A 23,738-nucleotide genomic window follows, 5' to 3' on the forward strand; every position below is an offset into this window, starting at 1 on the left:
CAGCATTCCCCGCCTTTTACGCACCTTTCCTGAAATCGTTAATCGTCACATTGCGAATTCCGTGAGAAATCGCACCCCCAGAGCATCGAGGTAAGGTGACTCTTCATGGATTTTGTCTGCCCGGTCTCCGATAGAACTACTAGAAGCGTAACAATTGATACTTCGCGACCGAACCACCCACCGGGCGGTTTTGCTCTTCCGAAACGAGTTCGGAACGCAATAAGCAAAGTATTTCAGACCTTTCAGGAACTAAGGCAGCCGCCTCTTCGGGAACAATTCCCCCTCAGCGGCGCCAGTCAGGATATTTCCTCATGTCGGATCAGAATGTGCAAACGTTGGAACAGAAACTGGACGCCCTCCAACTGGAGAACGAACAGCTCAGAAATCAATTGATGCAATCGCAGAAGATGAGCAGCGTCGGCGCACTCGCGGCATCCATCACGCATGAATTTAATAATATCCTGACGACGACGATCAACTATGCCAAAATGGGGTTACGCCACAATGACGAGGCGACCCGCGAAAAGGCGTTCAACAAAATTTTGAATGCCGGACAGCGTGCCGCCAAAATCACGACGGGTATGCTCTCTTACGCCCGAAATCATAATGAACAAAAAGAGGCCACCGACCTGGTCCAGTTGGTGGAAGAGGTTCTGGTACTCGTTGAGAAAGACCTGCAGATCCACCGGGTGAACTTGGAAACCCGCTTTGAAGGTCGACCATTCGCCAGTTTAAATGCGAATCAGGTCCAACAGGTTTTACTCAATCTGATTGTCAATGCACGCCAGGCGATGGATGGAGGTGGACGCATGGTGATTGGCGTTCTGGCCAATCAGGATTCCAACACAGCTGAGATTTCAGTTCGAGACAGTGGCTCGGGGATACCCGCCGATCAGCTCCAAAAAATCTTCCAACCTTTTTTCACGACGAAAAAGGCCGATGCACGTGGTCAGGGAGGAACGGGTTTGGGGCTTTCCATGTGCCGCGAAGTGATCGAAGCGCATCAGGGCCGAATCCGAGTGGAAAGTCAAGTAGGCGAAGGAACCACGTTCACTTTACGTTTCCCACTAGCAGTCGTTCAAGGCGATGCCGCCTCCAACTTGCGAATGCATCTGGCAAGTTAAACTGGAAAAGCCTGACAGCCCCTGCCGTTTGATTACCAAAACGCAAAAAGACGGCATCCCTAAAAAACGACATTGCCTAACCGTGTCGGAACATCTCTCCCGTTTCACATTGTCAGCGCCGCGCGTTGTTCGATAAGATGCGTGTGAGGACTATAAACCGACACGCGCACAGGCAATTTGAATTCATGTCCAATAATCTTGATGACGTCCGTATACGGCAGGCAATCCTGACCGATCTCGATAAGCTACAGGATTTCATCACCCCTTTTGTCGAGCAAAACAAAATTCTTCCCCGCACGGTGGATGAATTGAACCTGCTCGCGCACAGTGGATTCGTTGCTCTCAAAGGAGACGAGCTCATTGGATTCGCCGCTTTGGAAATCTATTCTCCCAAGCTGGCGGAAATTCGCAGCCTGGTAGTCCAAGACGAGTGGCAGGGAATCGGTGTTGGTAAAAAACTGGTCCAATCCTGCGTCGATATGGCACGGAACAAAAACATTCTGGAAGTGATGGTCGTTACTGCCAGCGATGACTTCTTTCAATCCTGCGGCTTCGATTACACGCTGCCTGGGCAGAAAAAAGCATTGTTCATGCAAACTCGCGAGTAAAACCTGCTGGCACTACTTGATGATCGTCGCTGTTTTAATGTAGTCGAGTTTTGGATACTGCTGTTTGAGGAACCCGTTACCTTCGTCTGCAATGCGTCCCTGCAAACGAGATGGTTTTTCACCATAGCCCGAGTAGAGCGCGTCCACGACTTTCATTCCCTCGACGACTTCGCCAAAAGGAGCGAATCCCATTCCGTCCAACCTACCGTTGTTGCCGTAGTTAATGAACATCTGGGTTGTACGAGAATTCGGCTGTCCCGTCGCTGCAAAAGTGATACGTCCTCTGGTGTTCGATTTCCGAACAGGATCATCCTTCAGTGGTGCATCGCGAAACTTTTGGTTGGCCACCGGATCGTTACTGATACCAAACTGGGCCATGAAACCGTCCACCACTCGGAAGAAGGCGGTATCCGTGAAGAAGCCACTTTCAACAAGTTCTTTGAGTCGTTCTGATCCTCGAGGAGACCAGTCTGGGTGAACTTCGATGATGATGTCCCCCTTAGTGGTTTCGAATTTGACTTTATACGTGTTTGTCTCTTCTTCCGCTGCCGGTTTTAGTTCCGATTCGGCACTGGCCAGTCGCACGGCGCCATCGTCAGACTGTGAGGCTGATTCCGACTTACGCGTTTCCAGTTGCGTATCAGACTGAGAAGCCATACAGCCAGTGAAGACCACGCAGATTCCCATGAACAGAAGTGAGCGATAATACGAATTCATCTTTATTTCTCTCTGATTTGTTCTTTAGACCGATTTCCAGATATAGATCAGACTATCAAAACCATCACCGGCTGAAAATGCCGGTCCTGCTCTTGCCGCTGGTTTTTACGCGTCTGCTTCCCGCTGCTCTCGGACCGCGAAATCTTCACCTGCCGTAAGAATCTGCATCTTTATAAGACTCGCCCTGTGAATTTCAGGCGTGAATCTTCTATGATCTGTCCGGAAAGATTCTCATCAACACCAATAGAGAGCCGCTCATAACATTAAGGAAGAGTTTTTATGTCCGCAGCCGTGGTCTATGTCACAATGCCTTCCTCGGAGCAGGCAGAATCACTTGCGCAGATCGTCGTCACAGAGAGATTGGCGGCATGTGCGAATATCGTCCCTCAGATAAAATCCGTCTATCGCTGGGAAGAAGAAGTTCAAACCGCTGACGAATGTCTCGTTTACTTTAAAACCAGTCAGGATCGCGTACAGGGATTAATCGCTCGTGTCCAGGAGTTACACGAATACGAAGTTCCCTGCATCACCTCGTGGCCTATCACTAAAATCCTTCCCGAATATTTCAGCTGGATTCAGGATTCGACCAGCAGTCCGTGAACGCGATTGTATTTCTGATTTATTCCCAACCTTTTTGCTTGAAAGTCACCCGTGGCTCTGATTTATGAACATCACCTGACTGTCCCTCCCGATGCGATTGATGGGCAAGGGCATGTGAACAATGTGGTGTACCTCAACTGGATGCAGGATGCCGCCGTGGCGCATTCGTCGGCGCAGGGTTGGACTAATGCCCGGTATAAAGAGACGGGATTCAGTTGGGTCGTGCGAACTCACACGATTGAGTACCTCCGTGAAGCCTTTTTGAACGAAGAAATTACCGTCCGCACCTGGATCGCCAACATGAAGAAGGTGACTTCCCTGCGCCGGTATGAGATTGTTCGTGACAGAGACGAAGCCATACTCGCTAAAGCCGCCACGAACTTTGCCTTCATCAACCGGAAAACGGCCAAGATTATGCGGGTGCCACCGGAACTGATCAACAGCTTTGAAATCGTTCCCGATCAGACCTGATCAATAGATGTTTGAGTGCGCAGCCGCTTCTGAATCTTCCGTTCCCGAAGAAACCAGAAAGTCGCGACTAGCGCCACCAAGAATGCCCCCACCAGCACCGACATGGGTAAATGCGAGGCTTCTTCTGACGCCCAGTCAAAGTATTCGGAAATCTCTTTGGGGAACGTCGAGATCGTCAGCAGCAATCCATTGTGCAGCACGTGGAATACCATTCCCGGGTACAGAGACCCTGAATACCAGCGAAGCAGCCCCAGCAGTACTCCCAAGGCGAAACTCGGAAAGAACCGTCCCAGCAGCATATTCGCGGCGATCACATGAAACAGCCCGAATAGAAAAGAGGTCAACAGGATCGTCGTCCATTTCGAATAGGATGTCCGACAAGCGGAAAACAGGAATCCGCGGAAGAACAGCTCTTCGCAGACCGCCGGAACAATCGCATACGCCAACAGTTTCCAGAAGAGACTGAGATTGGCGAATCCCTCTTCAAAACTGGAGAAGTAGGACTTCATCTCGCTGATCGCTGACTCGGATGAAAAGAGGACGTTGAACTCGTACAGGAAAGGCCACAGTGACAACGAGTAGAGAAAAGCGACGCCAAACCAGTTCAATCGAGGACGTTTCAGACAGAATGTTGAGCTAATGCGGGAGTGTGAAATCACCGTAAATAGCAGTGGCAATCCGGCGAATAACACCACCGTGATCAGAATCGACATCAAAGATCGAATCAACATCGAGTGGGCGTCCGTCGCCAGAGCATCCACGGCAAATCGAGAAAGGATACGACTGGCATTCATAAAGACGGGAATCAAAATCGCCAGACAGATAAGAGCGTTGGACAACGTCGGTACCTCATGCTGTTTCTGGCGCGACTTCCATAAATCCGACCAGGATCCTTCACTGCCGTATAAAATGGCATCAGTTCCGAAGATCCTCGAAGCGATGAAAAGACTGATCCATGTGTAGAACAAGGTCGACGAAATCACGATAATCGCCGTCTGGAAACTGAGACCTCCCGAAAAGAGATCGCGGCCCAGCATGACCATGTTGATCAGCGGAACCCAGGCAAGTGTGCTTGAAAGTTTGATTCCGGGTAACAGGCAAAGAACTCCGGGGGCAATGGAGACAAGCATCAACGGAATCAGGTACGCCTGGGCTTCTTTGAAACTGCGGGCAAAACTGGTAACACATAATAAAACAGCCGAAAAGAATGAGGCGAAAACAAACAACATCCCCAGTACTTGCATCAGGAACAGCAGCGAAAAACTCCCCTCGTCGAAAATCAATTGGTCGACACCGATGGCAAAAATGGTCACCATCATCGAACAAAGATTGATTATTGCCGTCAGCATGGCCACCGTTAGAACCGCGATATATTTAGCCTGCAATAACGAAATGCGGGAGATAGGGGCCGAGATCAATGTCTCCAAAGTCTGTCTTTCCCGCTCTCCCGCCGTCAGGTCGATTGCTGGATAAACGGCCCCCGTGACAGTCATCAGAATCAAGATGAGGGGAATGACCGTTGCGATTGAGATTGGTCCCGCTTCTTTGTCTTCCAACGGTGCCAGATCAAACGAAACGGGGAGTTCGGCATCGCCATGGGACTTCAGGAATTCAGCGACGAAATTCTGATTCACCGCCTGGAGGCGTTGTTGTAGATGATAGAGCGCGTTTTCGCTCAGGCTGACGCCTGGAATGTATACGATCTCAAGCTGTTCTTGTGGGGGACCCCGCTCACCCTGTGGTTGGGACGAACCTGTCGATCGGATAAACAGGTCGATCTGCCTGTTCGTGAGTAAATTTTCATAGCTTGTGCCATAGTCGGAGATCAGCTTGAAAGTCAGAACAATTTCATTCCGCCCCCCCTGAATGATCTGCTCAATCGCCAGCTCCTCGGCCGATCGCGGGTCGTCTTCTTCAACTTGTTCAGCCTGTCGATCTGCCGCGGCCGCCTCTCTGAGAAAATGGGATCCTTGACTGTAGAGTGATTTCAGACGATCAAGTTCGTCGTTATTTTCACAGCAGACAATATATTCCGACGATTCAAAGGAACCGATCTGCGTGAAAAGAAACTTGTGCAGAATGATCCCCAGCAAAGGGTAAACCAGCATCGGCATCAGGATGAGGGTACCGACGGTCCTGCGATCCCGCAGTGTCTCCCGCAATTCCTTCAGAGTGAGCCGCCAAAACCGGACCGTCATAGATGTCGATTCTATTTTGCCGAGGAGAATGTGAGCAGAAAAATCCGAATCCAGGACAAGGATAGATAAGAACAGCGCTCGATGTCGATTATCATAGCGGCCTCACTGGGGGAGACCAACCTTGATAAATAAACGCCTGTTTGTACAGGTAGTCGTCAGAATGGGGTCCTAAATCGCCGTAAATCCAGTTCGCCAGCAATTCTTACGTCATGAGGGTTGAAAAACAGCTTTCACCCGCTTACATTCCCCAATTCAATTACAAAAACAGAAATCACCGTAAGTCTGTACAATTCGGTACACGAAGCCTTCGAGTATATTTCTCAATTTTAGTTTGTACTAAAGTTGAGTATGTGCTGAAGTTGAGTTTGTCTATCGGAATTAAATACGAATCTCGTATTGATCACCTTACAACTATCCTCAAGGAGAACAGCCGGATGGGGCGCTATACGGGCCCAAAGGGAAGAATCAATCGTCGTCTAGGCACGGCGGTGTTCGAGAATGCCGGAGCAACCCGCGCACTGGATCGACGCGATTTCCCTCCGGGGCAGCACACCCGACGTAAAAAAGTTTCTACCTACGGTCTCGCACTGCAGGAGAAACAGAAAATCAAATATTACTATGGCTTGCGTCAGGGACAGCTTCGAATTTATTTCGATAAAGCACGTCGCACTAAAGGGAACACCGGCGAACAGCTGTTGATCCTTTGCGAACGTCGGCTGGACAACGTTATCCGTCGAGCTGGACTGTGTAAAACCCGTCCACAAGCACGACAGGGGATTGCACACGCTCACTTCCAGGTAAATGGTCGGACTGTCAAAAGTCCTTCTTTCCTGTGTCGTCCGGGTGATGTCATTACTCTCCGTAACCGACCGGGTCTGGTAAAACTCTACAAAGAGATCGTCGAAGAAGTCGTGGGGCAACCCGCTGACTGGATCAACTCTGATCCCAAAGGCTTAACCGCCACTGTCGCGACTTTACCTTCCTTTGAAGATGTCAGCCTGCCGGTAGAAGTCGGTCAGGTCGTCGCCTTCCTGTCTCGCTAAGCGAGACCCTATACCAATCCATCAAGCTGGAGCTGTTTCGACAGGCTCCAGCTTTTTTTATGTCCCGACGCCCGGTTTCTTTCCTCTTCTCTGCTTTCAAGCATCCTCATCCAAAGAGGAAACTCCACGCTGTTTGCTCAGAATAAAGCTTGATTGTTGACAGGACCCGTGCGATGGGGACACAATCAAATTGCGCATGCAAATTGACGCATTCTGTGCAACTCCCCACGGCGGGATGCATGCAACAAATGCTATTGATATCACCATGACCATCAGAATTGAAAACCAGGGAGAACATTGTGATCCGACTTACTGCCGCTTTACTATTGCTGACTTTCTCGATGACAGCCGTCACCAGTGCTGTTGCCGACGAAATGCCAGTCCATACGCTGCCAGTCGCCGATTTGAAATCGGAAGCTGACTTCAACGTTCAGTATGTTACTGAAGTACTGGAAAAGCTGGAGAGCGATGACAAATACGATGACGTGAAGAAAAAAGTCAAACGCGCAGGCGCAACGCTCGCTGTCGTGGCTCAGGTCATCGCCACACATCCCGATGCTGAATCTGCCGGCGTAGCCGCCGCTGATCTGCGAGATGCAGGAATCGCCATTCGTGACGCCCAGGACGCCGCCGCCGCCAAAGCAGGACTGGCATCCGCCATCAAAGCCTACGCCGGTGAAGCCAGCGGAACCGCCGTCAGCGAACATGAGTGGAAAGGTCTGATCGGAATGCACGACATGATGGAAGTGATCACCTATCGCTCCAGCCGACTCCGCCGTGGTGTCCGTCGTCTCCGCGAACCTCAGGAAGACAAACTGCACGCAGTTGCAATTGCTGTTCTTTCTGTTCCCATGGAAGCAGACACACACGAAGTCAAAGACGAAACACTCATTCCCGAGTGGCAGAAGATGTCTAAAGCGTCTCAGGACCTCGCTGTAAAACTGGCCAAAGCCATGGCCGAAGAAAACGAAGAAGAAGCTCAGGATTTATACAAGTCCTTGGGAGAAACCTGTAAAGCCTGCCATACTCAATTCCGCCACGAAGAAGAGTAAGCTGCAGCTTAAGAGAGTTTGTTCTCCAACAAACCACAGAAAAGCCGGTGCTGAGCAACGCTCAACACCGGCTTTTTTATTTCAACAGACTTAACAGACCAAACAAAGAAGTCTATTCCTGCTCAACACAGAACAAGGACTTATTCGTTCTTAAAAAGATTTGTCCGTTCGAAAATGCGGGAGTAGAATTTGAACGTTCGTCGAAAGTGTTCACAGCAATTTCCTGGAACTCATTCGGGTTGGCGGCAAAAACAATCGTGGACCCATCTTTTGCAGTGGCATAGATACGCCCATCTGCCATGACCGTCGCTCCCCAGTAGTCGTCCGTGCCACGGGTCTTCCACTGCTCTTCCCCATCATTCTTCACGTCGATGCATTGAATGATTCCGGGCCCCGCATTGGCCATATAAATATAATCGCCAACAATGACGCCTGTACTGACACGAGATGGCTGTCGTTTCGGTGTGTACCAGATACGATTCGACTCGGTAGCATCTCCTTCGCCGGTCAGCGTAAATCCGAGAGCAGGCCCTTTATACCCTCCCATGGCAACTCCGATGGAATCCCCAATCGCGGTCGATGAATACACCAGATCGCCACGTTCACTGGGCAAACCGCCAACGAACCATAGCTCCTCCCCTGACTGGGGATCTAATGCAAGCACACGACTGGGCATGCTGCAGACAAGTTGATTTTTGCCGTCGACTTTAACGATGACAGGTGTACTCCAGGAACCAACTTTCTTTCCACTCAGGTCATCCGTTCCACCCGGTTCGTCTTTCTTCCAGACTTCTTCGCCATCGGAAAGCGTTAATGCCACCATGAAGGTATTTTCACCCGGCCCATAGAACTGATAGACCTTGTCTTGATAGATCACTGGTGACGAACCATAACCCCAGACATGTTTAACCGGTCCATAGCTTTTGTGCCAAAGCTCATTGCCCGAGTGATCATAACAATAGATACCCGGAGTTCCATGCCAGACAACAACACAGTCCTCATTGGCAGCTGGGGTAGTGCCTGCGTACGGATTGGTCTGGTGAGTCTCTTCATTGGGTTCGGATTGAACCACTTTATTCCAGAGTTCATCGCCGGTATTGCGATCGAAACAGTGCAAGGTTCGTTCCGAACCATCTTCATTAGCCGAAGTGACATACACAAGCCCATCAATGGCGATGGGACTGCCGTTGCCATCACCGGGCAACTCCGCTTTCCATTTTAAGTTTTTCTCACTGCTCCATTCGGTCGGGTAGGCAGCATCGGTTGCCACTGCGTTCGCCATCCCCCCCCTGAAGCCGGGCCAATCAGCCCCTTCTGTCGTAATGCCAGAACCAATGGCGAGAAGTAACCCCGCACTCATAATCGCGACCTGTCTCAACATCATTCTTCCTCTTTTCCGAATTAGTTTTTAGACATCACCTACAACAAACGTGAGTGCGTTGCAGAAGACGTTATCCTCAATCAGGACAGCTTGTTTATTATCCTGACGAATATCACATTGCACAAGCGAAGTTTGCAAACCGGAGCCTGTTCAGGCGATCCATACAGTCTTCACATTGACGAATTCATGAATGCCTGGTTTTCCCAATTCGCGACCGTACCCGGAATTCTTGATACCACCAAAACTGATTCTTGGATCGGACTTCACAATCTCATTCACAAAGACGGCACCACTTTCGATGCGGGGAACCAGCTTATCCGCAAGCTCAATATTTTTCGTCCAGAGGGAACCGCCGAGTCCGAAACTGGAATCATTCGCCAACTGAATCGCATGATCAACGTCATTCGCTTCAACTAAAACAGCTACCGGCCCGAACATCTCTTCTTGGAACGCGATGTTATCTGGTTTGATATTCTCCAGAAGCGTAGGAGCATAATAACTGCCGACTCGGTCCAGCGGTTTTCCGCCACATACCAGTACACCTCCCTGCTGCACACTCTTTTCGACCTGGGTGTGTAGTTCTTCACGAAGGTCCTGTCGCGCCATCGGGCCGATATCGGTCGCTTCATCCAACGGGTCACCGACTTTCAACGATTCGATCCTAGAGACGAGAGCATCCTTGAACTCCTTTATGATCTCGGTCTGCACGATAAACCGTTTCGCTGCAATACAGCTCTGGCCCGTGTTCTGCATCCGTCCTTTAATAGCTTTTGCAGCGACATCGTCGATATCGACATCGGCCAGGACTATAAAAGGATCCGAGCCTCCCAACTCCAAAACAGATTTCTTAATCTGCTTGCCCGCCTGCCCTGCAACTGCTCGGCCAGCCTCTTCGCTGCCTGTTAAGGTAACCGCTTTGATATGCGGACTGTCGATAACTTTTTCAATCGCGGAAGATTTCAGGGGCAATGTCGACCAGACATGCGGAGGAAACCCAGCCTCCTCCGTCAATTGTTGAATCGCAATCGCGCAACCTTGCACATTGGAGGCATGTTTTAACAGGCCAACATTTCCTGCCATCAGATTCGGAGCCAGAAAACGAAAAACCTGCCAGAACGGAAAGTTCCAGGGCATCACGGCTAGTACAGGGCCCAGTGGGTCATAACGAAAGTAGCTGTGACTGGCAGACGTCTCAACGGGAACAGGTTGCAGAAACTCTTCCGCCCGCTCCGCATAGAATTCGCAAACTAAGGCACATTTCTCGATTTCGGCGGTTGATTCCGAAATCGGCTTTCCCATTTCATTGGTGATCAGCCTGGCATAGATCTCCTTGTCGGACTTCAATCCGCTTGCCAGATTGAGCATCATTTTCTTGCGACTATCGAAAGACGTCTCACGCCATTCTTTATACGCATTCGCAGAGAATTGAAGCTGCTCCGTGACTTGCTGCTCAGTCCAAACCGGATACTCCCCGATCAATTCTCCATTCGCTGGATTGATGGACTTCATTGTTCCCTCCTATTCTGGTTGACGGAACAGCGGTCAGTTAATATCCGGTGGGAATCGTGGTTATCTTTTCGAGCCCCGACTCACCAAGATAATAAACTTCTTCGATCCGCAGTCCCCCTTTGAGTTCATCGTGATACAGACCAGGCTCGACTGTAAACAAATCTCCGACCTCGAAATAATCGTCCCATTCAGGATTCAAATGAGGTGCCTCGTGTGGAGAAAGACCGAGCCCATGACCGAGGTGGTGCGGAAACGACCAACCTCGATAGTCATTGAGACTATTATAGGCGTTTTCGTAAACTTCGCGGCAACTGACCCCGGGACGCACCGAGGATTCGACCAGTTGAATGGCCTCCAGCACCTGCTCACGCGCTTCCTCCTGGGCAGCAGAGGGACTATCCACGGCTATCGTCCGGCACATATCGCTACGATACCCACGACACTCGACACCCAGGTCGATGACGGCTAACTCGCCCGATTCGGCCGGGCGATAACGAGGTAATCCCCCCCCTTCCCCACAGCGGAAGTCGTTCCCGAAGAAACCGAAATGTTCTCCTTGAAGATTGCCCAGAATCTGCATCATTCCTGCGTACAACTCGACTTCGGTAACACCCACTTTGAGATTTTCACGCACGTACTCATAGGCTGCTTCCGTTGTCTGAAACAATCTTTTGAAGAGTTCGATTTCGTCGTCATACTTTCGGCGTCGCTGTTTTAATATTGCCGGATACAGGTCGACCTGCTCGATCCCCTCCACGGGAAGCAATCCGGGACGGATACCGAAGTCGACGCCCAGCCTTTTCACATTGTGTAATTCGGTGGACAACTCGAGCAGGCTGTTTTGCAGTTGCTCTTCCACCATCGTCGCGACTTTGTTGAAAATATAGTTCTTCTTAATGTCAACCGCCGTGGGCCAGTCGCATTCGAACGGCATGACCAGAGTCCGCACGCCATCACGAGTCATCAGGAACAAGGGTGCAAAAAAAGGACGTTCCCAGTAAGCGGCGTAATAATGCACATGTCGTGGATCGCCAATTAAGACGGCATCCAACTGTTGCTCTTCCATCAAGCGTACGAGGTGCTGTTGTCGCTCTTCGCAGGATTTAACGGATAAAGTGGGAATTGGCGAGTGGACTTGCATAGTCGTATCCTGTGATGCTCTACTTAAGTGTTAATAATGTTAAGTGTTAATAATGTTTCCAAAGATACTGATTCAGTGAATCAGAACTTATAAAACACCGAATTTTTCATAGGCTTCGGTCGCTTTCATTCCTGCTTTGATCGCATCTCGGGTCACGTTTTCAGCGTTAATTTTTCCCCAGGCATCCTGCAACACCTGCAATTCGACTTGCCGGGGAACCACGACCACACCATCAATGTCAGCCATCACCAGGTCGCCCGACTCGAACCGAACACCATCGATCTCCACAGGGACATCATATTCAACAACCCGTTGCCGGTGCTGAGAGTCGTAAGGGGAAGTTCCGGCGGCATAAACAAGAAAGTCCATTTCCCGCATCTGGCGAACGTCTCGAACGCACCCATTAATGAGTGCACCGACACAACCCTGGTTCCGTGCTGCGGTGGAGAGTAATTCTCCCCAAATCCCCGATCGGCGAGAGCCTTGAGCAGCAGCGATGATGACATCGTCCGGCTGACAGGAATCAACCGCTTTGAGTTCCTGCTCGTAGGGGTTCGGATCTTCGTGAGCCATATCCATCCACAAAGTGGTCTTACAGCGTCCCACCAGCGGACGGTCCACTGTTAATGGTCGCAATTCAATGCGGGGCGACTGATGCCGAAACCCCAGACTATCCAACACATCACATAAAACAGCGGTATAAAATTTTTCGCGGATTAACTCCAACGTGATTTCCATGAGATGACTCGATTTCTATACTGGGTGGTTCCTGCCAGATCATGTCGTCCGACCAGATTCTGAATAAGCTGCATCCTAGCATGAGTGGTACAATTATTTGTAGCCTCCGTCAGTACGTATGATCATACGAGTCATTATTTAAGTCCCCACACTGTTCCCTCAATCCTACGAACCTTTCTGGAATACTGCAAAGTTTTCTCAAGCTGATAACAATGCTGTCCCTTCCATCGCTTCTGAATGAAAGCTCAACCATGTCGCTATCAAAAATCGAAATCACCGGGCAACATGAAGGGCCGCATCTGTTGATCACGGGTGGTGTTCATGGAGACGAGTTTGAACCGATGGTGGCGATCCAGCGATTGGAAACGTACCTCTCTACGAGAACTACCGGACTCCATGGAAGAGTGACATTGATTCCGATTGTTAATGAAGCGGCTTTCGCACGTGGTTCACGAACTGCCGACGATGAAAAAGACCTCGCACGAACCTGCCCCGGAAATGCTGAGGGAACCATCACCGAGCAGATCGCCGATCAATTGACTGCAGAGATTCGACAAGCGGATTGTTACATGGACCTGCATACGGGCGGCACACGGATTGCGGTCTATCCGCTGACTGGTTACATGCTGCACACGGATCCCAAAGTATTAGAGACATCACGCCGTATGGCACAGGCGTTTGGGCTTCCCGTCGTCTGGGGAACAACACCGAACCTCGATGGCAGGTCTCTTTCAATCGCAAGAGAGGTTCCCATCCCTGCGATATACACTGAATATCTGGGGGGAGGAACATGCTCACCGCGCGGAGTCAGGGCTTACATACAAGGATGCCTGAATGTCCTCCATGAGCTTCAACTGCTGGAGGGCGATGCCCCCCGACTCGACCCGGGAACCTCACGTGAGTTCGTGCAATTGACTATCGAAGACGACCGGGAACAAGCGGGCCATATGCAGATCAATCACCCGGCTTCGCGGGCTGGTTTATGGACGCCCGAAGTCGAATTGGGCAGCTACGTTGAGAAGGGAGAAAGATTGGGAACCATCGCTTCTGCAGATGGAAAACAGCAATCGGAAGTCGTCGCTAATCAGACGGGATTGGTACTGGTGCTGCGTACATTTTGTTATGTCGCTCAAGAAGAGTTTCTTGCAGTCATCCTGGAACCACCGACGGAGGAAGCCGGCTCAATGATGCAACAGATTTCAAAACATCAACCCTTGTTTATGCATTCCGTCTCCCTGAATCAGCTGCTAGACTGTAATTAGTAACTGCCCCAACTTCCCACCATTTAACCAATGCCCCCGAGGAAATTGATGCTCCGTCTGCTGCGACCCGCTGTTGTATCTTTCCTGATTCTAAGTAGCTGTACTTTCCTTGCGGCCGCTGAATGGCAAGCCGGTTTGTCGAAAGCAGCCATCACACCACGCAAACCGGTATGGCTTTCGGGATACGGTGGACGTGATCGCCCCGCAGAGGGAAAAGTCCACGACCTCTTTGCCAAGGCTGTTGCGTTTCAGTCGCCTTCCGGCACACGCTTAGTTCTGGTGACCACGGACCTTGGTTCCATGTCTCCCGAGATTTACAATCACGTACTTCGGCAGGCCGAAAGTCAGTGGAAACTCGGTCGTGAAGCATTGGTCATCAATGCCTCCCATACTCATTGTGCCCCGGAAATCTGTGCCGAACGTCGTGTCTTTCACAAACTGACTGACCAGGCCGAAGCCGATCTCGTTGATTACATCGACAATCAACTAAAACCGACACTCGTTAAGCTGGTAGGCGATGCGCTCGCCGACTTGAAACCGGCGCAACTCAGTGTGAGTCAGTCGGCGGCCTACTTCGGTAAAAGCCGGCGGTTCCCCACGACTGAGGGCGAATTCATCAACCAGCGGAACGACGCTGGAATTACAGACAACACCGTTCCCGTCCTGAAGATTACAGGGCCAAAGGGGAAACTCCGCGGTGTACTGTTTGGATATGCCTGCCATAACACGACATTGGCTTTCTATCAGTTTTGTGGAGACTACGCCGGTTTCGCCCAGTACGACATTGAAGAGCAGCATCCAGGGGCAGTCGCGATGTTTGTGATGGGCTGTGGTGGTGATCAGAACCCATACCCTCGCCATGGTCCGAATGGTCTGAACTATTGCAAACAGCATGGCCGTGAACTGGCTGACGCCGTCCTTACTTCCCTTAAGGGGCCGCAACTGGCAATCAAAGGGGAATTGCAAGTCGCCTCAACCGATGTAACACTTGATCTGGAACCACTGCCTCCTTTGGAAACGATTCGAACTCAAGCGGAAGGTGGTCAGGAAACTCCGACATCTCGCAAAGCCAATTATCTACTTAAGCAAATCGAAACTAATGGACAGGTCGATTTAACTCAGAACTGCCCGTTGAATGTCGCCCGGTTTGGCGACGATCTACTGTTTGTGTTTGTAAGTGGCGAAACGGTTCTTGATTACGCCCGTCTCTGTCAGTTCGCCTTTGGCGGACAGATGGTCTGGGTCGCCGGTTATAACAACGATGTCTTCGCCTACCTTCCTTCCCAGCGAATCTTGCTGGAAGGTGGCTATGAAGGGCGAACGGGCATCATCCACCAACTGACCCCGACTCCATTCCTGCCTACGGTAGAAGATAGGGTCATGGGTGGAATTCGGCAATTGGTCGAAAAAGTCTCTCAACCCGTACCAGTCACAAAATAAGAAACCAAGCCGCCGATCCTGTAGCATTCGTTGGCTCCACCAGAAGGTTTTCGTTTCAACTTTAATAATACCCTATCGATTGAGTTTTCTATCCATGATGTTCCTGTCTCGTATTCGTGTACTGACCGTCGCAACCGGCCTGCTTTTGATCGTCTCTCTGTTCGCTGGATCAGTAGAGGCTCAGGCTGGTTGGAAAGCTGGCCTGGCTGAAGCCAATATCACTCCCGAGACAGCCATGTGGATGGCGGGCTATGGTGGACGCTCCAAACCAGCCACCGGTAAACGACAAGACCTCTGGGTGAAAGTCGCCGCCATCGAAGACGAATCTGGAAACCGAGCCGTCATCTTCAGCACCGACTTATTAGGAATTCCCCAGTCCATTTACAACAACGTCTGTGCAGAATTAGAGAGCAAACATCAGCTCAGTCGTTCGCAGATCATGCTAAACAGCTCACATACCCATAGCGGCCCCGTCTTGAGAGGAGCGTTACATGACATCTACCCATTGGACGAACATCTATTAGATCTGATTGAAGACTATTCCAACAAACTAGAGAACACACTCGTCAATATTGCAGGTGAAGCGTTGGAGAGTTTGGCACCGGCGACGTTAAGAGCAGGAAACGGGTCTGCCGACTTCGCCGTGAATCGCCGAAACAACAGCGAAGGGGCCGTCCCTTCCTTGCGAGAAAAAGGAGAAGCTCTGGCTGGCCCCGTCGACCATGATGTTCCTGTACTGGCGATTTACAATGACAAAAAGGAACTTACTGCCGTCATCTTCGGTTATGCTTGTCACAATACAGTCATGGGTGACTATCTGTGGCATGGAGACTACGCTGGCTTTGCACAGGCCGCATTCGAAGAGAAACATCCGGGAGTAACCGCTCTATTTTACATGGGCTGTGGTGGCGACCAGAATCCCATTCCCAGACGCGAAGAAAAACTACTGACCGTGTATGGCGAAAAACTGGCCAACGCCGTCGATCAGGTTGTCAGCGATGATAGCCAATTGACTACACTTTCGCCCAAGCTTGAAACAACACATCAGTTTGTCGAACTCCATCTCGCCGATCAGCCCACTGCAGACGAACTACAGGAGATCATCGATAACCCCAATCGAGCGGAATATCAGAAACGGTGGGCGTCCCGTCTGCTGAAAGAAATGGAAGACGGAACCACTTTCGTAACTAGCTACCCGCTTCCTATTCAAGCCTGGGAACTGGGCGACCAGCAATTGTGGTTAACGATTGGTGGCGAAGTAACCGTCGACTATTCGCTGGGCTTCAAAAAGATGTTTGGCAAGCAAACCTGGGTGGCCGGATACTGCAACGATGTCCCCGCATATATTCCTTCGCTGCGAGTTCTGGAAGAAGACAAAGTAAAAATGGGCTACGAAGGCCACAGTTCCATGATGGTCTATGGGCTTCCCGCATTTCGCTGGGCCGACGATGTCGAAGACCAGATCGCCAATGGCATGACTGAACTTGTTAAACAGGTCCGGCCTTAAAGACCGCGTCTGGGTTCCAGAGGCGAGGTTGGATAGAACATATCGCATGTAACCGTGGTGGGTTCTGGCTGCTTAAAATCACGTTTGTGAAAACTTCTCGTGTTCTGTAGCCGCTAAACTTTCCTGGAAAAATTTAGAACTCGAACTTTGCCCAGTAGATTTGCTGTCGATCGTATCTAGTCCGATAGTCATCCAGGATGACCTCGATATCGGGCTCGATCAGTTCCTTGAGCTTCTGGCTGCCTTTGACCTTCAGGATCAGTTGCTGATTGAAGTCATGCAGCTGGGGAGAAATGTAGAAGGTGTGTCCGCTACCCAGAGTCTTGGTGACCTGTAAGGTCGTGCTGTCGCCCTTATGACTGGTCAGTTTCGCTTCCAGCGGCACAGTTCTTCGGCGTGAAGATAACCTCGCGAGTTGGACTTCTAGCCCTCTGCATTCGATCCAGTCGACTTTGACTTCATCCTGAGGGACAAACGCCTCGTATTCTATTTCCAACTGATCGAGATTCCGGTTTTGCAGCGCCATCCAGTCAAACAGTTGGACCTGCTCCTCGCGATACCACTCCGAGACACGATTAGGATACTGGGCATAAATCAGATCACTATTCCCCTGAAACATCTTGTTTAACAACGCAGAATGGCGACCGTCATATTCGCCCCCCACAAGATACCAAGGCAATCTCTTGCCATTCTGCCAGTAATGAAGAGCATCTTCGGCATGTCGCCCGCGAATGCTGATGACTCCTGCGAAAAGATCGGGATGCAATATTCCGGCATCGATTGCCGCATCGCCGCCATCCCCAATCCCGGCGATGAACACCTTATCTGAATTCACAGAAAACTGACGTCGAACTTCCATCAATGCCTGATGAATCCGTTTGAGTTCTAGAAGATTGTGGTTATAGCGAAGCCCCTGCGTTACCTGAAATTGAGGCACCACCAGCAAGTAACCTCGACGTAAAGTCTCGCCCGTTTCCTCAGCAGTCCCCCCCCACCATTCGAGAAAGGTCTGAGGATCAATTCCGGTAGGTGGCAATGCAAGCAGTACCGGGTATTGCCGAAAGGGAGAATATTCCAGAGGTGGCAGTACCGAGTATTTCATCTCGTTGTCCTGATGATCGCGCAGGGTCAAATCGACCTGTGTCCCCCCAGTAATGGGAGTATCGGAAGGAACGGGGGGAAGATTTTGCAATAAAGCGGTCAGCCGCTCCGCGTTCAAGCTTTCGATCGATTTGATTTGATTGACGAGCTGGGCATCATGTTCGCGGGATCTCAGGAAGTCATACACGAGAAACCGAGCCTGCCATAAATTTAAAGTCAGCTGCAAATCGTCAACTGCTGCTTCCGCCCCCAGTATCCAACCGGAATAGGCGAGGGCCAGCCTTTCTTCTGCAGTCAGCGTGGCATCTTTCTCCAGTTCAAAGAATGAATTCAATCGAGGAAGCGATGCCTGAGAGAGTTCTTCTGATACGATTCGCCGAATCAGGTTCAGCTTGGGATCTTCCTCGTGATTGGCCAGTTGACTTTGCAGTTCCGCAAGAATGAGCGGCGTCGAATCCAACCTTTCGAGGTCAGTCGCATATTGTTTAATAAACTTATCAATTTCAAACAGCACTTCGGGAGCTATATCATTTCGTGGCAAAGCTTGGGCGGATTCATAGGCCAAGTCGTACTGACCCAGTTGGCGCCGGGTCTGGATTTCATTGAAGAGCTTTAACGCCAGTTGCTCTCGAATTTCGAGCCGGACGTCCTCGTATTCTTTACCATCGGTTGCGTATTTTTCTGTAAGTTCATCAAGGAACTGATAGGCCTCGTAAGTTTTATCCGCCTGAATATAAAAACGAGCGATCGAACGCTGCATTTTGGGATCATCAATATCGGCAGACGAAAGCAGTAGCTTGTGCAGAATTGCGGGCGGAATGGAGTCTGTACTGAGAGTGACATCCCATTCGTAATTGAGGCCCTGAACTTTAACATATCGGGGATGCAGAAACGTAATGCCTTGAATAACCAGTATATTGCCGCGTGAAGTATGAATAGTGACTTCACGTTGACCTAGTTCATCAAAGGGGGTGATCTTTCCAACACCTTGTAAGAGCTTCAGCGGAATCGATTTGCGTCCAGATTTCACCTGCGGGATTTTAAAAATATCAAAAGCGGATAAGAGGTCGCTTTTCACCGTCCGACCATCAACTGCCAGCAGGTCATCGGAGATATAGTAGGTCCGAATCTGGTCATCAACCTGGATAATCGGGTTGTACCGAAATTCGCCCTCTTTTCGAGGATCACCGATGTTTCGCTGGTTCGTATTTACGATGTACTGATCGATACTGCGAATCAGCTTGCTATCACCTCGAAGAACAAACCCATTCTCCAAACGAATCTCGTCTGCAGAACTTAATGGAGCAAATACGCCCATCATCAGGAAGGCGATTAAAACAGAATTGGCAAATTGAGATTTCATGAACCTGATAACAGCCCTGTCACTGGTGCGAGAAGCAGAAGAATCTTGGCCCTTATATTGTAGGTCATCCCGCGGCCTCTGAGGAGAGGAATTTCGCGGTGGTTCGACTCATGAAAACTGGGCATGCATCCGCAATCGCTTTGACTAACCTGTAATCATGGGAAGCCAGTCTTCACGGAACAGGAACGCAATCCATCCGGCGCCGAGTAAAACGACGATAATGATGAGGTAGACAATAAAACCAATCCCCCCAACCATCCCCTGAAAGAGGTTCTTAACCCATTTCCACCGTTTCTGCCGGTCATATTGCTGAGCCAGTTTTTCGTACTGCTGGGCCGTGTTTTTTCCACGCTGATCAGCCGTATCCTGAGCAATCCGTTGATGCATGAATCCCTGGAATTCCACGTATTGCGTTAAAGGAACGAATTGTCCCTTATTCCCCTCGCGCGCCCGGGCACGTTTATCAAACATCCCGGCTTTGATTCCCTTGATCACTTGCTCGGTCGAGAATTTATTGAGAGTCGACTTGCCTTGGGCGTCGAAGAACCGGACGTACCAGGCTTTACCAGCTGACGTTTCCATGGTTCGGGAAACTTCGGCCTGTTGAGCGTCCTGTGCCGAATTAGGCGGGGTATAAGCGGGCGTAGTTCCCCCTGTAGTTCCCCCACCCGGTTTCGATCCAATTGCTGTGTGCCCGCCGGGCGACTGTGTGACCCCTCCGCGGCTGGACATGCCCATACTACTGGGATGTCCGATTCCCGCACTCTCAACCGCCCCATCTATAAAACTCAAAGAGGGTGAATGTAATCCGAGTCCGACTAGATCATTGACCAATTCTGCACAATCGCCGTAGCGGGCATTGGGATCTTTGGCCAGCATTTTATCAATCATCAAATCGAGACGACTCGGAATCTCGCTGTTGATCTGCCGGGCACTCTTAAAAGTACCTTTTTCTTTTTCCAGAATCAGTTCGAGGGTATCTTTCCCTTTGAAAGGAAGTTCACCTGTGAGGAAATAGTAGAGTGTACAACCGAGGGCATAGATATCGGTACGCAGATCGACATGCTTGGCATTTCTTGCCTGCTCCGGGGCCATGTAGAGAGGTGTTCCCAGTCCCGTGCCGCTCTGAGTCATTGAGACGTCTTCATCAATCGCCTTGGCGAGACCAAAGTCAGCGACTTTCACAATCCCTTTGGATGTGATCAAAATATTATCTGGTTTGATATCACGATGGATCATTTTCAGATCGTGAGCCTGCTTCAATGCCTGAGCACATACCAGAACGACATGCAACGAGTCACCGACAGTCAATCGTTTCCGCTGATTCATCCAGACCTGCATGCTGTAACCGTCGATGTATTCGATGGCTACATAGTTGATTCCCTTCTGGGAATCCGCTGCGTAAACCTGAACCACGTTCGGATGGTGTAATCGTGCCATAGAGCGTGCTTCGCGCAGAAAACGTTCCACGAAGTCCGGTTTCTTCGCCAGTTCTTTGGACAACGTTTTAATGGCGACGGGACGATCCAGGCTGACTTGCTGAGCCAGAAAGACTTCACCCATGCCCCCCTTACCAAGACGCTTGCGTAGACGAAAGTCGCCCAACTGGGTTGCCTTTTTTCCTGATGACGGAGTGTTCGATTTCCCAGGAAGATTCGGCACGGATGGTGGCACAGGCGAAGGGGTCGAGGGCTGGGGAGGTGTGTCCGGCATGATCGGTTTCGTCTCTGAATTGGATTCCGCAGCCCCAATAACGGTCGCCCCCAGTGCATTAATCTGTGTCTGATCTGGAGTTGGCTTCGCTCCCTGCCTCTGACTGGAATGATGCGAAGGAGAGGTGAGCGATTTGTCCTGTGGAGGAAGTGAAGCAGTCATGATAGAGCCTCACAATTTCTATAGAGTGTTATTGGGATTCACTACGGAAGAAAAATAATCGATATGATAAAACGAGAAAACGCCTAGCGCGAATAAGAACGGACGTTACCACAATCAAGAAGTAGTGGTGCTGTCGATGGAATGCGCAGACAAATTCGGATAATAAGACAGAGAATGCAGTCTATGTGCAGGCGAATTGCCGTAAGGAAAGGTAAGAACTTAGAGAGAAGGCCCGAAGCAGATCAGGTAGGAAATGGCCAGAATTGCCAGCCTTAGTCTGTAAGTACTATTTATCCATTATGTTGAAACGACAACACTTACGCAAATCCAATTTGGGATCTGACCTTATTTTCAGGTGGAGATTTTTATCTCTTGGTCGATACCGATCTCGTTCTCTTTTTCACTCACTGGCACTGAGAATGAAAGAGACCGCGATTTTCGCCGTAAGTCGGGGGCTACCTTCAACTAATCGTCTTGGAGTATTTCGTGGGGAGGCTGGCAATTAAACCGAACACCATCATTTCCATTCTCTCAGATTATTGAAGCATCCAGCTGAGACTTGGGCAAAAAATGACGAATCTGGTTGAGCAAGGTCGGTTTACTGATCGGTTTAGTTAGATATTCGTCGCAACCGGCTTCCAGACATTTTTCGCGATCGCCCTCCATCGCGTGTGCGGTGACTGCAATGACGGGGATATCATTCCTTAAATTTCGCATCGCACGCGTCGCTGTGTAACCATCCATAACCGGCATTTGCATGTCCATAAGCACGACATCAAAGGGGCTTTTTTCGGACGACCACCCTGCTTTCAACTCTTCTTCATTCGCGATTGGCCAGGCACCATACATAGCCGTCAGCGCTTCTTCGCCATGTTCGGCGATGGTCACTTCTGCCCCGGCCTTTTTGAGAATAAACGAAATCAATCGCTGATTATCCGGACCATCATCAACCAGCAGAACGCGACAATTCAGCTTGTCACCCATTCCCAGATTGGCTTTGATCACCTTGGGTGTTTCCTCTGGATTTAAAGTCTGTCCATCAATCATTTCTACGGAAGTAAGGTCGCCGATCGCAATACTGATCGAGAAGGTACTGCCTTGTCCCACTTCGCTTGTGACTTTGATTTCCCCGCCCAGGTTTTCAGTCAGATATCTGGAGATTGCCAATCCCAACCCAGTGCCGCCGTATTTTCGGCTTAACGAGTAATCGGCCTGTGTGAATGGTTCAAACAAATGCGTCAAATCTTCGTCGCGAATACCAATTCCCGTATCGATCACATCAATCAGCAACATCCCCTCTTCTCGTCCTTCCGAATGGACAACCACTTTCACTTCACCACTGTCGGTGAATTTAATTGCATTGCCGATGATATTCGTCAGCACCTGACGATACCGATCCGGATTGGTAAAGATGTTGGACGGTATATCTCCCTGATAGGTTAACTTCAGGTCGAGGTTTTTCTTCTTCGCGACTGGCATTAGTCGTTTAGCACATTCATTAACCAAACGAACTGGGCAGCAATTTTTACTTTCCAATCGTAGTTGCGTTGTATCCAGATTGGAATAATCAAGAATGTCGTTGATAATCTCGAGAAGATGTTCACCGTTACGCTTGATGGTGTAGGTCGCTTCGAGTGTGTCTGGATCGTTCGAGTTGTTGTGTAGAATATCGGCATACCCCATGATCGCTGTCATCGGCGTCCGGATTTCATGGCTCATATTCGCGAGGAACTCATTCTTGGCTTTATTGGCAACCTGTGCTTCGTCATGAGCTTTCCGGAGGGCGATCTCGCTTCTTTTCTGAGCCGAAATATCCCACGCCAGTGAAAGCTGTACAACGTGATCCTGCTCCAACTCTAAAGGAACAGAAGTGGTCCGCATCCAACGCCGCGTCCCTTTTAGACCCTGCATTACGTATTCGATCGTAATCCGATTTCCAGCACATGCAGACTCGCTCATCTGCTTGACGCCTTCCTGGTATTCTGGAAGAACAAAATCGATCAGCGACTTTCCGATCAGATCGGAAGAGCTGTCCGCTTCCATCATCTCCAGACCGGCTCTGTTAATTTCGATAATTACTCCTTGAGGGTCTGTCAGCAGCACACTTTCAGGCGTTGCATTATTGATGGCTCGGACCTGAGATTCACTGTGACGTAATTTCTTGCGTTCTCGACGCAGTTCCGTGTTCTGTCGATACTGAGTGGTAACATCTTCGATGCAGACGAGAGCAAAATCACCCTGCTCCGGCATCGGCTGGACTGTTACCCGCTGCACCATCTTCCAGCACTGATCTACTGAGCCTAGGTTGACGGGAATCAGTGCATCATGGAGCGATGGAGATAGGACAATCGATTGCTGAGAATCGAAGACGTGGCCCACTCGCACACGAAACCGTTTGATTCCAGCCTCGGAACAGAACTCGCTAAGATTTTTCCCGACAGCATCCTTTTGCGAAATTCCGCTCCACTGGATGAGTGTCTTATTCCAACTATACAGATTCAATTCTCGATCGATAATACACACTCCAACTGGTAACAGGTCGTAATGGCTATCGGAGAACTGAGTATGCGGCAACGAGAGGAATGTCACAGATTTATCCCATCGATCA

The 23,738-nt window shown here is 50.1% G+C and carries 18 protein-coding genes; 9 read left to right on the top strand and 9 right to left on the bottom strand.

Going from position 1 to position 23,738, the window contains the following annotated elements:
• Positions 1 to 311 precede the first annotated feature (311 nt).
• Together Pla110_RS13750 and Pla110_RS13755 are read left to right on the top strand one after the other, a co-directional pair.
• Positions 312 to 1,124 carry a sensor histidine kinase gene (locus tag Pla110_RS13750; protein ID WP_144996322.1) on the top strand — a complete coding sequence of 271 codons (813 nt, stop codon included), beginning with the start codon at positions 312 to 314 and terminating at the stop codon, positions 1,122 to 1,124.
• Between the two features lie 185 nt (positions 1,125 to 1,309).
• Positions 1,310 to 1,732 carry a GNAT family N-acetyltransferase gene (locus tag Pla110_RS13755; protein WP_144996323.1) on the top strand — a complete coding sequence of 141 codons (423 nt, stop codon included), beginning with the start codon at positions 1,310 to 1,312 and terminating at the stop codon, positions 1,730 to 1,732.
• Between the two features lie 12 nt (positions 1,733 to 1,744).
• On the opposite strand, the gene Pla110_RS13760 is transcribed toward Pla110_RS13755, so the two are convergent.
• Positions 1,745 to 2,449, bottom strand: a complete 705-nt coding sequence (locus Pla110_RS13760; RefSeq protein ID WP_231742437.1) for a peptidylprolyl isomerase — start codon at positions 2,447 to 2,449, stop codon at positions 1,745 to 1,747.
• Positions 2,450 to 2,728: 279 nt separating this feature from the next.
• Between Pla110_RS13760 and cutA the strand changes: the two genes are divergently transcribed.
• Both cutA and Pla110_RS13770 read left to right on the top strand, forming a co-directional pair.
• The gene (gene cutA / locus Pla110_RS13765) at positions 2,729 to 3,049 is read left to right on the top strand and encodes a divalent-cation tolerance protein CutA (protein ID WP_144996324.1); all 321 of its coding nucleotides are present in this window, start codon (positions 2,729 to 2,731) and stop codon (positions 3,047 to 3,049) included.
• 51 nt (positions 3,050 to 3,100) lie between these two features.
• Positions 3,101 to 3,520, top strand: coding sequence for an acyl-CoA thioesterase (locus tag Pla110_RS13770; RefSeq protein WP_144996325.1), 420 nt, complete (start codon positions 3,101 to 3,103; stop codon positions 3,518 to 3,520).
• Here the strand turns inward: Pla110_RS13770 and Pla110_RS13775 are convergent.
• The gene (locus tag Pla110_RS13775) at positions 3,511 to 5,718 is read right to left on the bottom strand and encodes an ABC transporter permease subunit/CPBP intramembrane protease (RefSeq protein WP_144996326.1); all 2,208 of its coding nucleotides are present in this window, start codon (positions 5,716 to 5,718) and stop codon (positions 3,511 to 3,513) included. The genes Pla110_RS13770 and Pla110_RS13775 overlap by 10 nt on opposite strands.
• 434 nt (positions 5,719 to 6,152) lie before the next feature.
• Here Pla110_RS13775 and rpsD point away from each other — a divergent pair, with 434 nt between their 5' ends.
• Together rpsD and Pla110_RS13785 are read left to right on the top strand one after the other, a co-directional pair.
• Positions 6,153 to 6,761, top strand: a complete 609-nt coding sequence (rpsD, locus tag Pla110_RS13780) for a 30S ribosomal protein S4 (protein WP_144996327.1) — start codon at positions 6,153 to 6,155, stop codon at positions 6,759 to 6,761.
• Between the two features lie 299 nt (positions 6,762 to 7,060).
• Positions 7,061 to 7,813 (top strand): cytochrome c, encoded by a 753-nt coding sequence (locus tag Pla110_RS13785; protein ID WP_144996328.1) that lies wholly within the window; start codon positions 7,061 to 7,063, stop codon positions 7,811 to 7,813.
• A 112-nt stretch (positions 7,814 to 7,925) separates the two neighbouring features.
• On the opposite strand, the gene Pla110_RS13790 is transcribed toward Pla110_RS13785, so the two are convergent.
• From Pla110_RS13790 to Pla110_RS13805, 4 genes are all read right to left on the bottom strand, one after another.
• Positions 7,926 to 9,197, bottom strand: a complete 1,272-nt coding sequence (locus Pla110_RS13790) for an outer membrane protein assembly factor BamB family protein (RefSeq protein ID WP_144996329.1) — start codon at positions 9,195 to 9,197, stop codon at positions 7,926 to 7,928.
• Positions 9,198 to 9,344: 147 nt separating this feature from the next.
• Positions 9,345 to 10,703 (bottom strand): NAD-dependent succinate-semialdehyde dehydrogenase, encoded by a 1,359-nt coding sequence (locus Pla110_RS13795; RefSeq protein WP_144996330.1) that lies wholly within the window; start codon positions 10,701 to 10,703, stop codon positions 9,345 to 9,347.
• Positions 10,704 to 10,740: 37 nt separating this feature from the next.
• Entirely contained in the window at positions 10,741 to 11,844 is a 1,104-nt protein-coding gene (locus Pla110_RS13800; RefSeq protein ID WP_144996331.1) for a M24 family metallopeptidase, read from the bottom strand.
• An 87-nt stretch (positions 11,845 to 11,931) separates the two neighbouring features.
• A complete protein-coding gene (locus tag Pla110_RS13805; protein WP_144996332.1) occupies positions 11,932 to 12,582 on the bottom strand; it encodes an RraA family protein in 651 nt (216 codons plus the stop codon).
• Positions 12,583 to 12,833: 251 nt separating this feature from the next.
• Here Pla110_RS13805 and Pla110_RS13810 point away from each other — a divergent pair, with 251 nt between their 5' ends.
• The 3 genes from Pla110_RS13810 to Pla110_RS13820 all read left to right on the top strand — a co-directional run bounded on the left by Pla110_RS13810 (position 12,834) and on the right by Pla110_RS13820 (position 16,791).
• On the top strand, positions 12,834 to 13,844 hold the full coding sequence (locus tag Pla110_RS13810) for a succinylglutamate desuccinylase/aspartoacylase family protein (RefSeq protein WP_197440195.1): 1,011 nt from the start codon (positions 12,834 to 12,836) through the stop codon (positions 13,842 to 13,844).
• A gap of 48 nt (positions 13,845 to 13,892) precedes the next feature.
• Positions 13,893 to 15,284 (top strand): neutral/alkaline non-lysosomal ceramidase N-terminal domain-containing protein, encoded by a 1,392-nt coding sequence (locus Pla110_RS13815; protein WP_197440196.1) that lies wholly within the window; start codon positions 13,893 to 13,895, stop codon positions 15,282 to 15,284.
• 94 nt (positions 15,285 to 15,378) lie between these two features.
• A complete protein-coding gene (locus Pla110_RS13820; RefSeq protein ID WP_144996335.1) occupies positions 15,379 to 16,791 on the top strand; it encodes a neutral/alkaline non-lysosomal ceramidase N-terminal domain-containing protein in 1,413 nt (470 codons plus the stop codon).
• 133 nt (positions 16,792 to 16,924) lie between these two features.
• On the opposite strand, the gene Pla110_RS13825 is transcribed toward Pla110_RS13820, so the two are convergent.
• The 3 genes from Pla110_RS13825 to Pla110_RS13835 all read right to left on the bottom strand — a co-directional run bounded on the left by Pla110_RS13825 (position 16,925) and on the right by Pla110_RS13835 (position 23,719).
• Positions 16,925 to 19,255, bottom strand: a complete 2,331-nt coding sequence (locus Pla110_RS13825; protein ID WP_144996336.1) for a hypothetical protein — start codon at positions 19,253 to 19,255, stop codon at positions 16,925 to 16,927.
• Positions 19,256 to 19,399: 144 nt separating this feature from the next.
• A complete protein-coding gene (locus tag Pla110_RS13830; protein ID WP_144996337.1) occupies positions 19,400 to 21,130 on the bottom strand; it encodes a serine/threonine protein kinase in 1,731 nt (576 codons plus the stop codon).
• Positions 21,131 to 21,661: 531 nt separating this feature from the next.
• Positions 21,662 to 23,719, bottom strand: coding sequence for a PAS domain-containing hybrid sensor histidine kinase/response regulator (locus Pla110_RS13835; protein ID WP_144996338.1), 2,058 nt, complete (start codon positions 23,717 to 23,719; stop codon positions 21,662 to 21,664).
• Positions 23,720 to 23,738: the final 19 nt, after the last annotated feature.

Origin of the sequence: Polystyrenella longa (assembly GCF_007750395.1) — a bacterium.
GTDB lineage: Bacteria > Planctomycetota > Planctomycetia > Planctomycetales > Planctomycetaceae > Polystyrenella > Polystyrenella longa.

What these genes read in the sequence shown, in the direction of transcription:
- Pla110_RS13750 (WP_144996322.1), top strand. Translation starts at nt 312, where the DNA reads ATGTCGGATCAGAATGTGCAAACGTTGGAACAGAAACTGGACGCCCTC.
- Pla110_RS13755 (WP_144996323.1), top strand. Translation starts at nt 1,310, where the DNA reads ATGTCCAATAATCTTGATGACGTCCGTATACGGCAGGCAATCCTGACC.
- Pla110_RS13760 (WP_231742437.1), bottom strand. Translation starts at nt 2,449, where the DNA reads ATGAATTCGTATTATCGCTCACTTCTGTTCATGGGAATCTGCGTGGTC.
- cutA (WP_144996324.1), top strand. Translation starts at nt 2,729, where the DNA reads ATGTCCGCAGCCGTGGTCTATGTCACAATGCCTTCCTCGGAGCAGGCA.
- Pla110_RS13775 (WP_144996326.1), bottom strand. Translation starts at nt 5,718, where the DNA reads ATGACGGTCCGGTTTTGGCGGCTCACTCTGAAGGAATTGCGGGAGACA.
- rpsD (WP_144996327.1), top strand. Translation starts at nt 6,153, where the DNA reads ATGGGGCGCTATACGGGCCCAAAGGGAAGAATCAATCGTCGTCTAGGC.
- Pla110_RS13790 (WP_144996329.1), bottom strand. Translation starts at nt 9,197, where the DNA reads ATGATGTTGAGACAGGTCGCGATTATGAGTGCGGGGTTACTTCTCGCC.
- Pla110_RS13795 (WP_144996330.1), bottom strand. Translation starts at nt 10,703, where the DNA reads ATGAAGTCCATCAATCCAGCGAATGGAGAATTGATCGGGGAGTATCCG.
- Pla110_RS13800 (WP_144996331.1), bottom strand. Translation starts at nt 11,844, where the DNA reads ATGCAAGTCCACTCGCCAATTCCCACTTTATCCGTTAAATCCTGCGAA.
- Pla110_RS13805 (WP_144996332.1), bottom strand. Translation starts at nt 12,582, where the DNA reads ATGGAAATCACGTTGGAGTTAATCCGCGAAAAATTTTATACCGCTGTT.
- Pla110_RS13810 (WP_197440195.1), top strand. Translation starts at nt 12,834, where the DNA reads ATGTCGCTATCAAAAATCGAAATCACCGGGCAACATGAAGGGCCGCAT.
- Pla110_RS13815 (WP_197440196.1), top strand. Translation starts at nt 13,893, where the DNA reads ATGCTCCGTCTGCTGCGACCCGCTGTTGTATCTTTCCTGATTCTAAGT.
- Pla110_RS13820 (WP_144996335.1), top strand. Translation starts at nt 15,379, where the DNA reads ATGATGTTCCTGTCTCGTATTCGTGTACTGACCGTCGCAACCGGCCTG.
- Pla110_RS13825 (WP_144996336.1), bottom strand. Translation starts at nt 19,255, where the DNA reads ATGAAATCTCAATTTGCCAATTCTGTTTTAATCGCCTTCCTGATGATG.
- Pla110_RS13830 (WP_144996337.1), bottom strand. Translation starts at nt 21,130, where the DNA reads ATGACTGCTTCACTTCCTCCACAGGACAAATCGCTCACCTCTCCTTCG.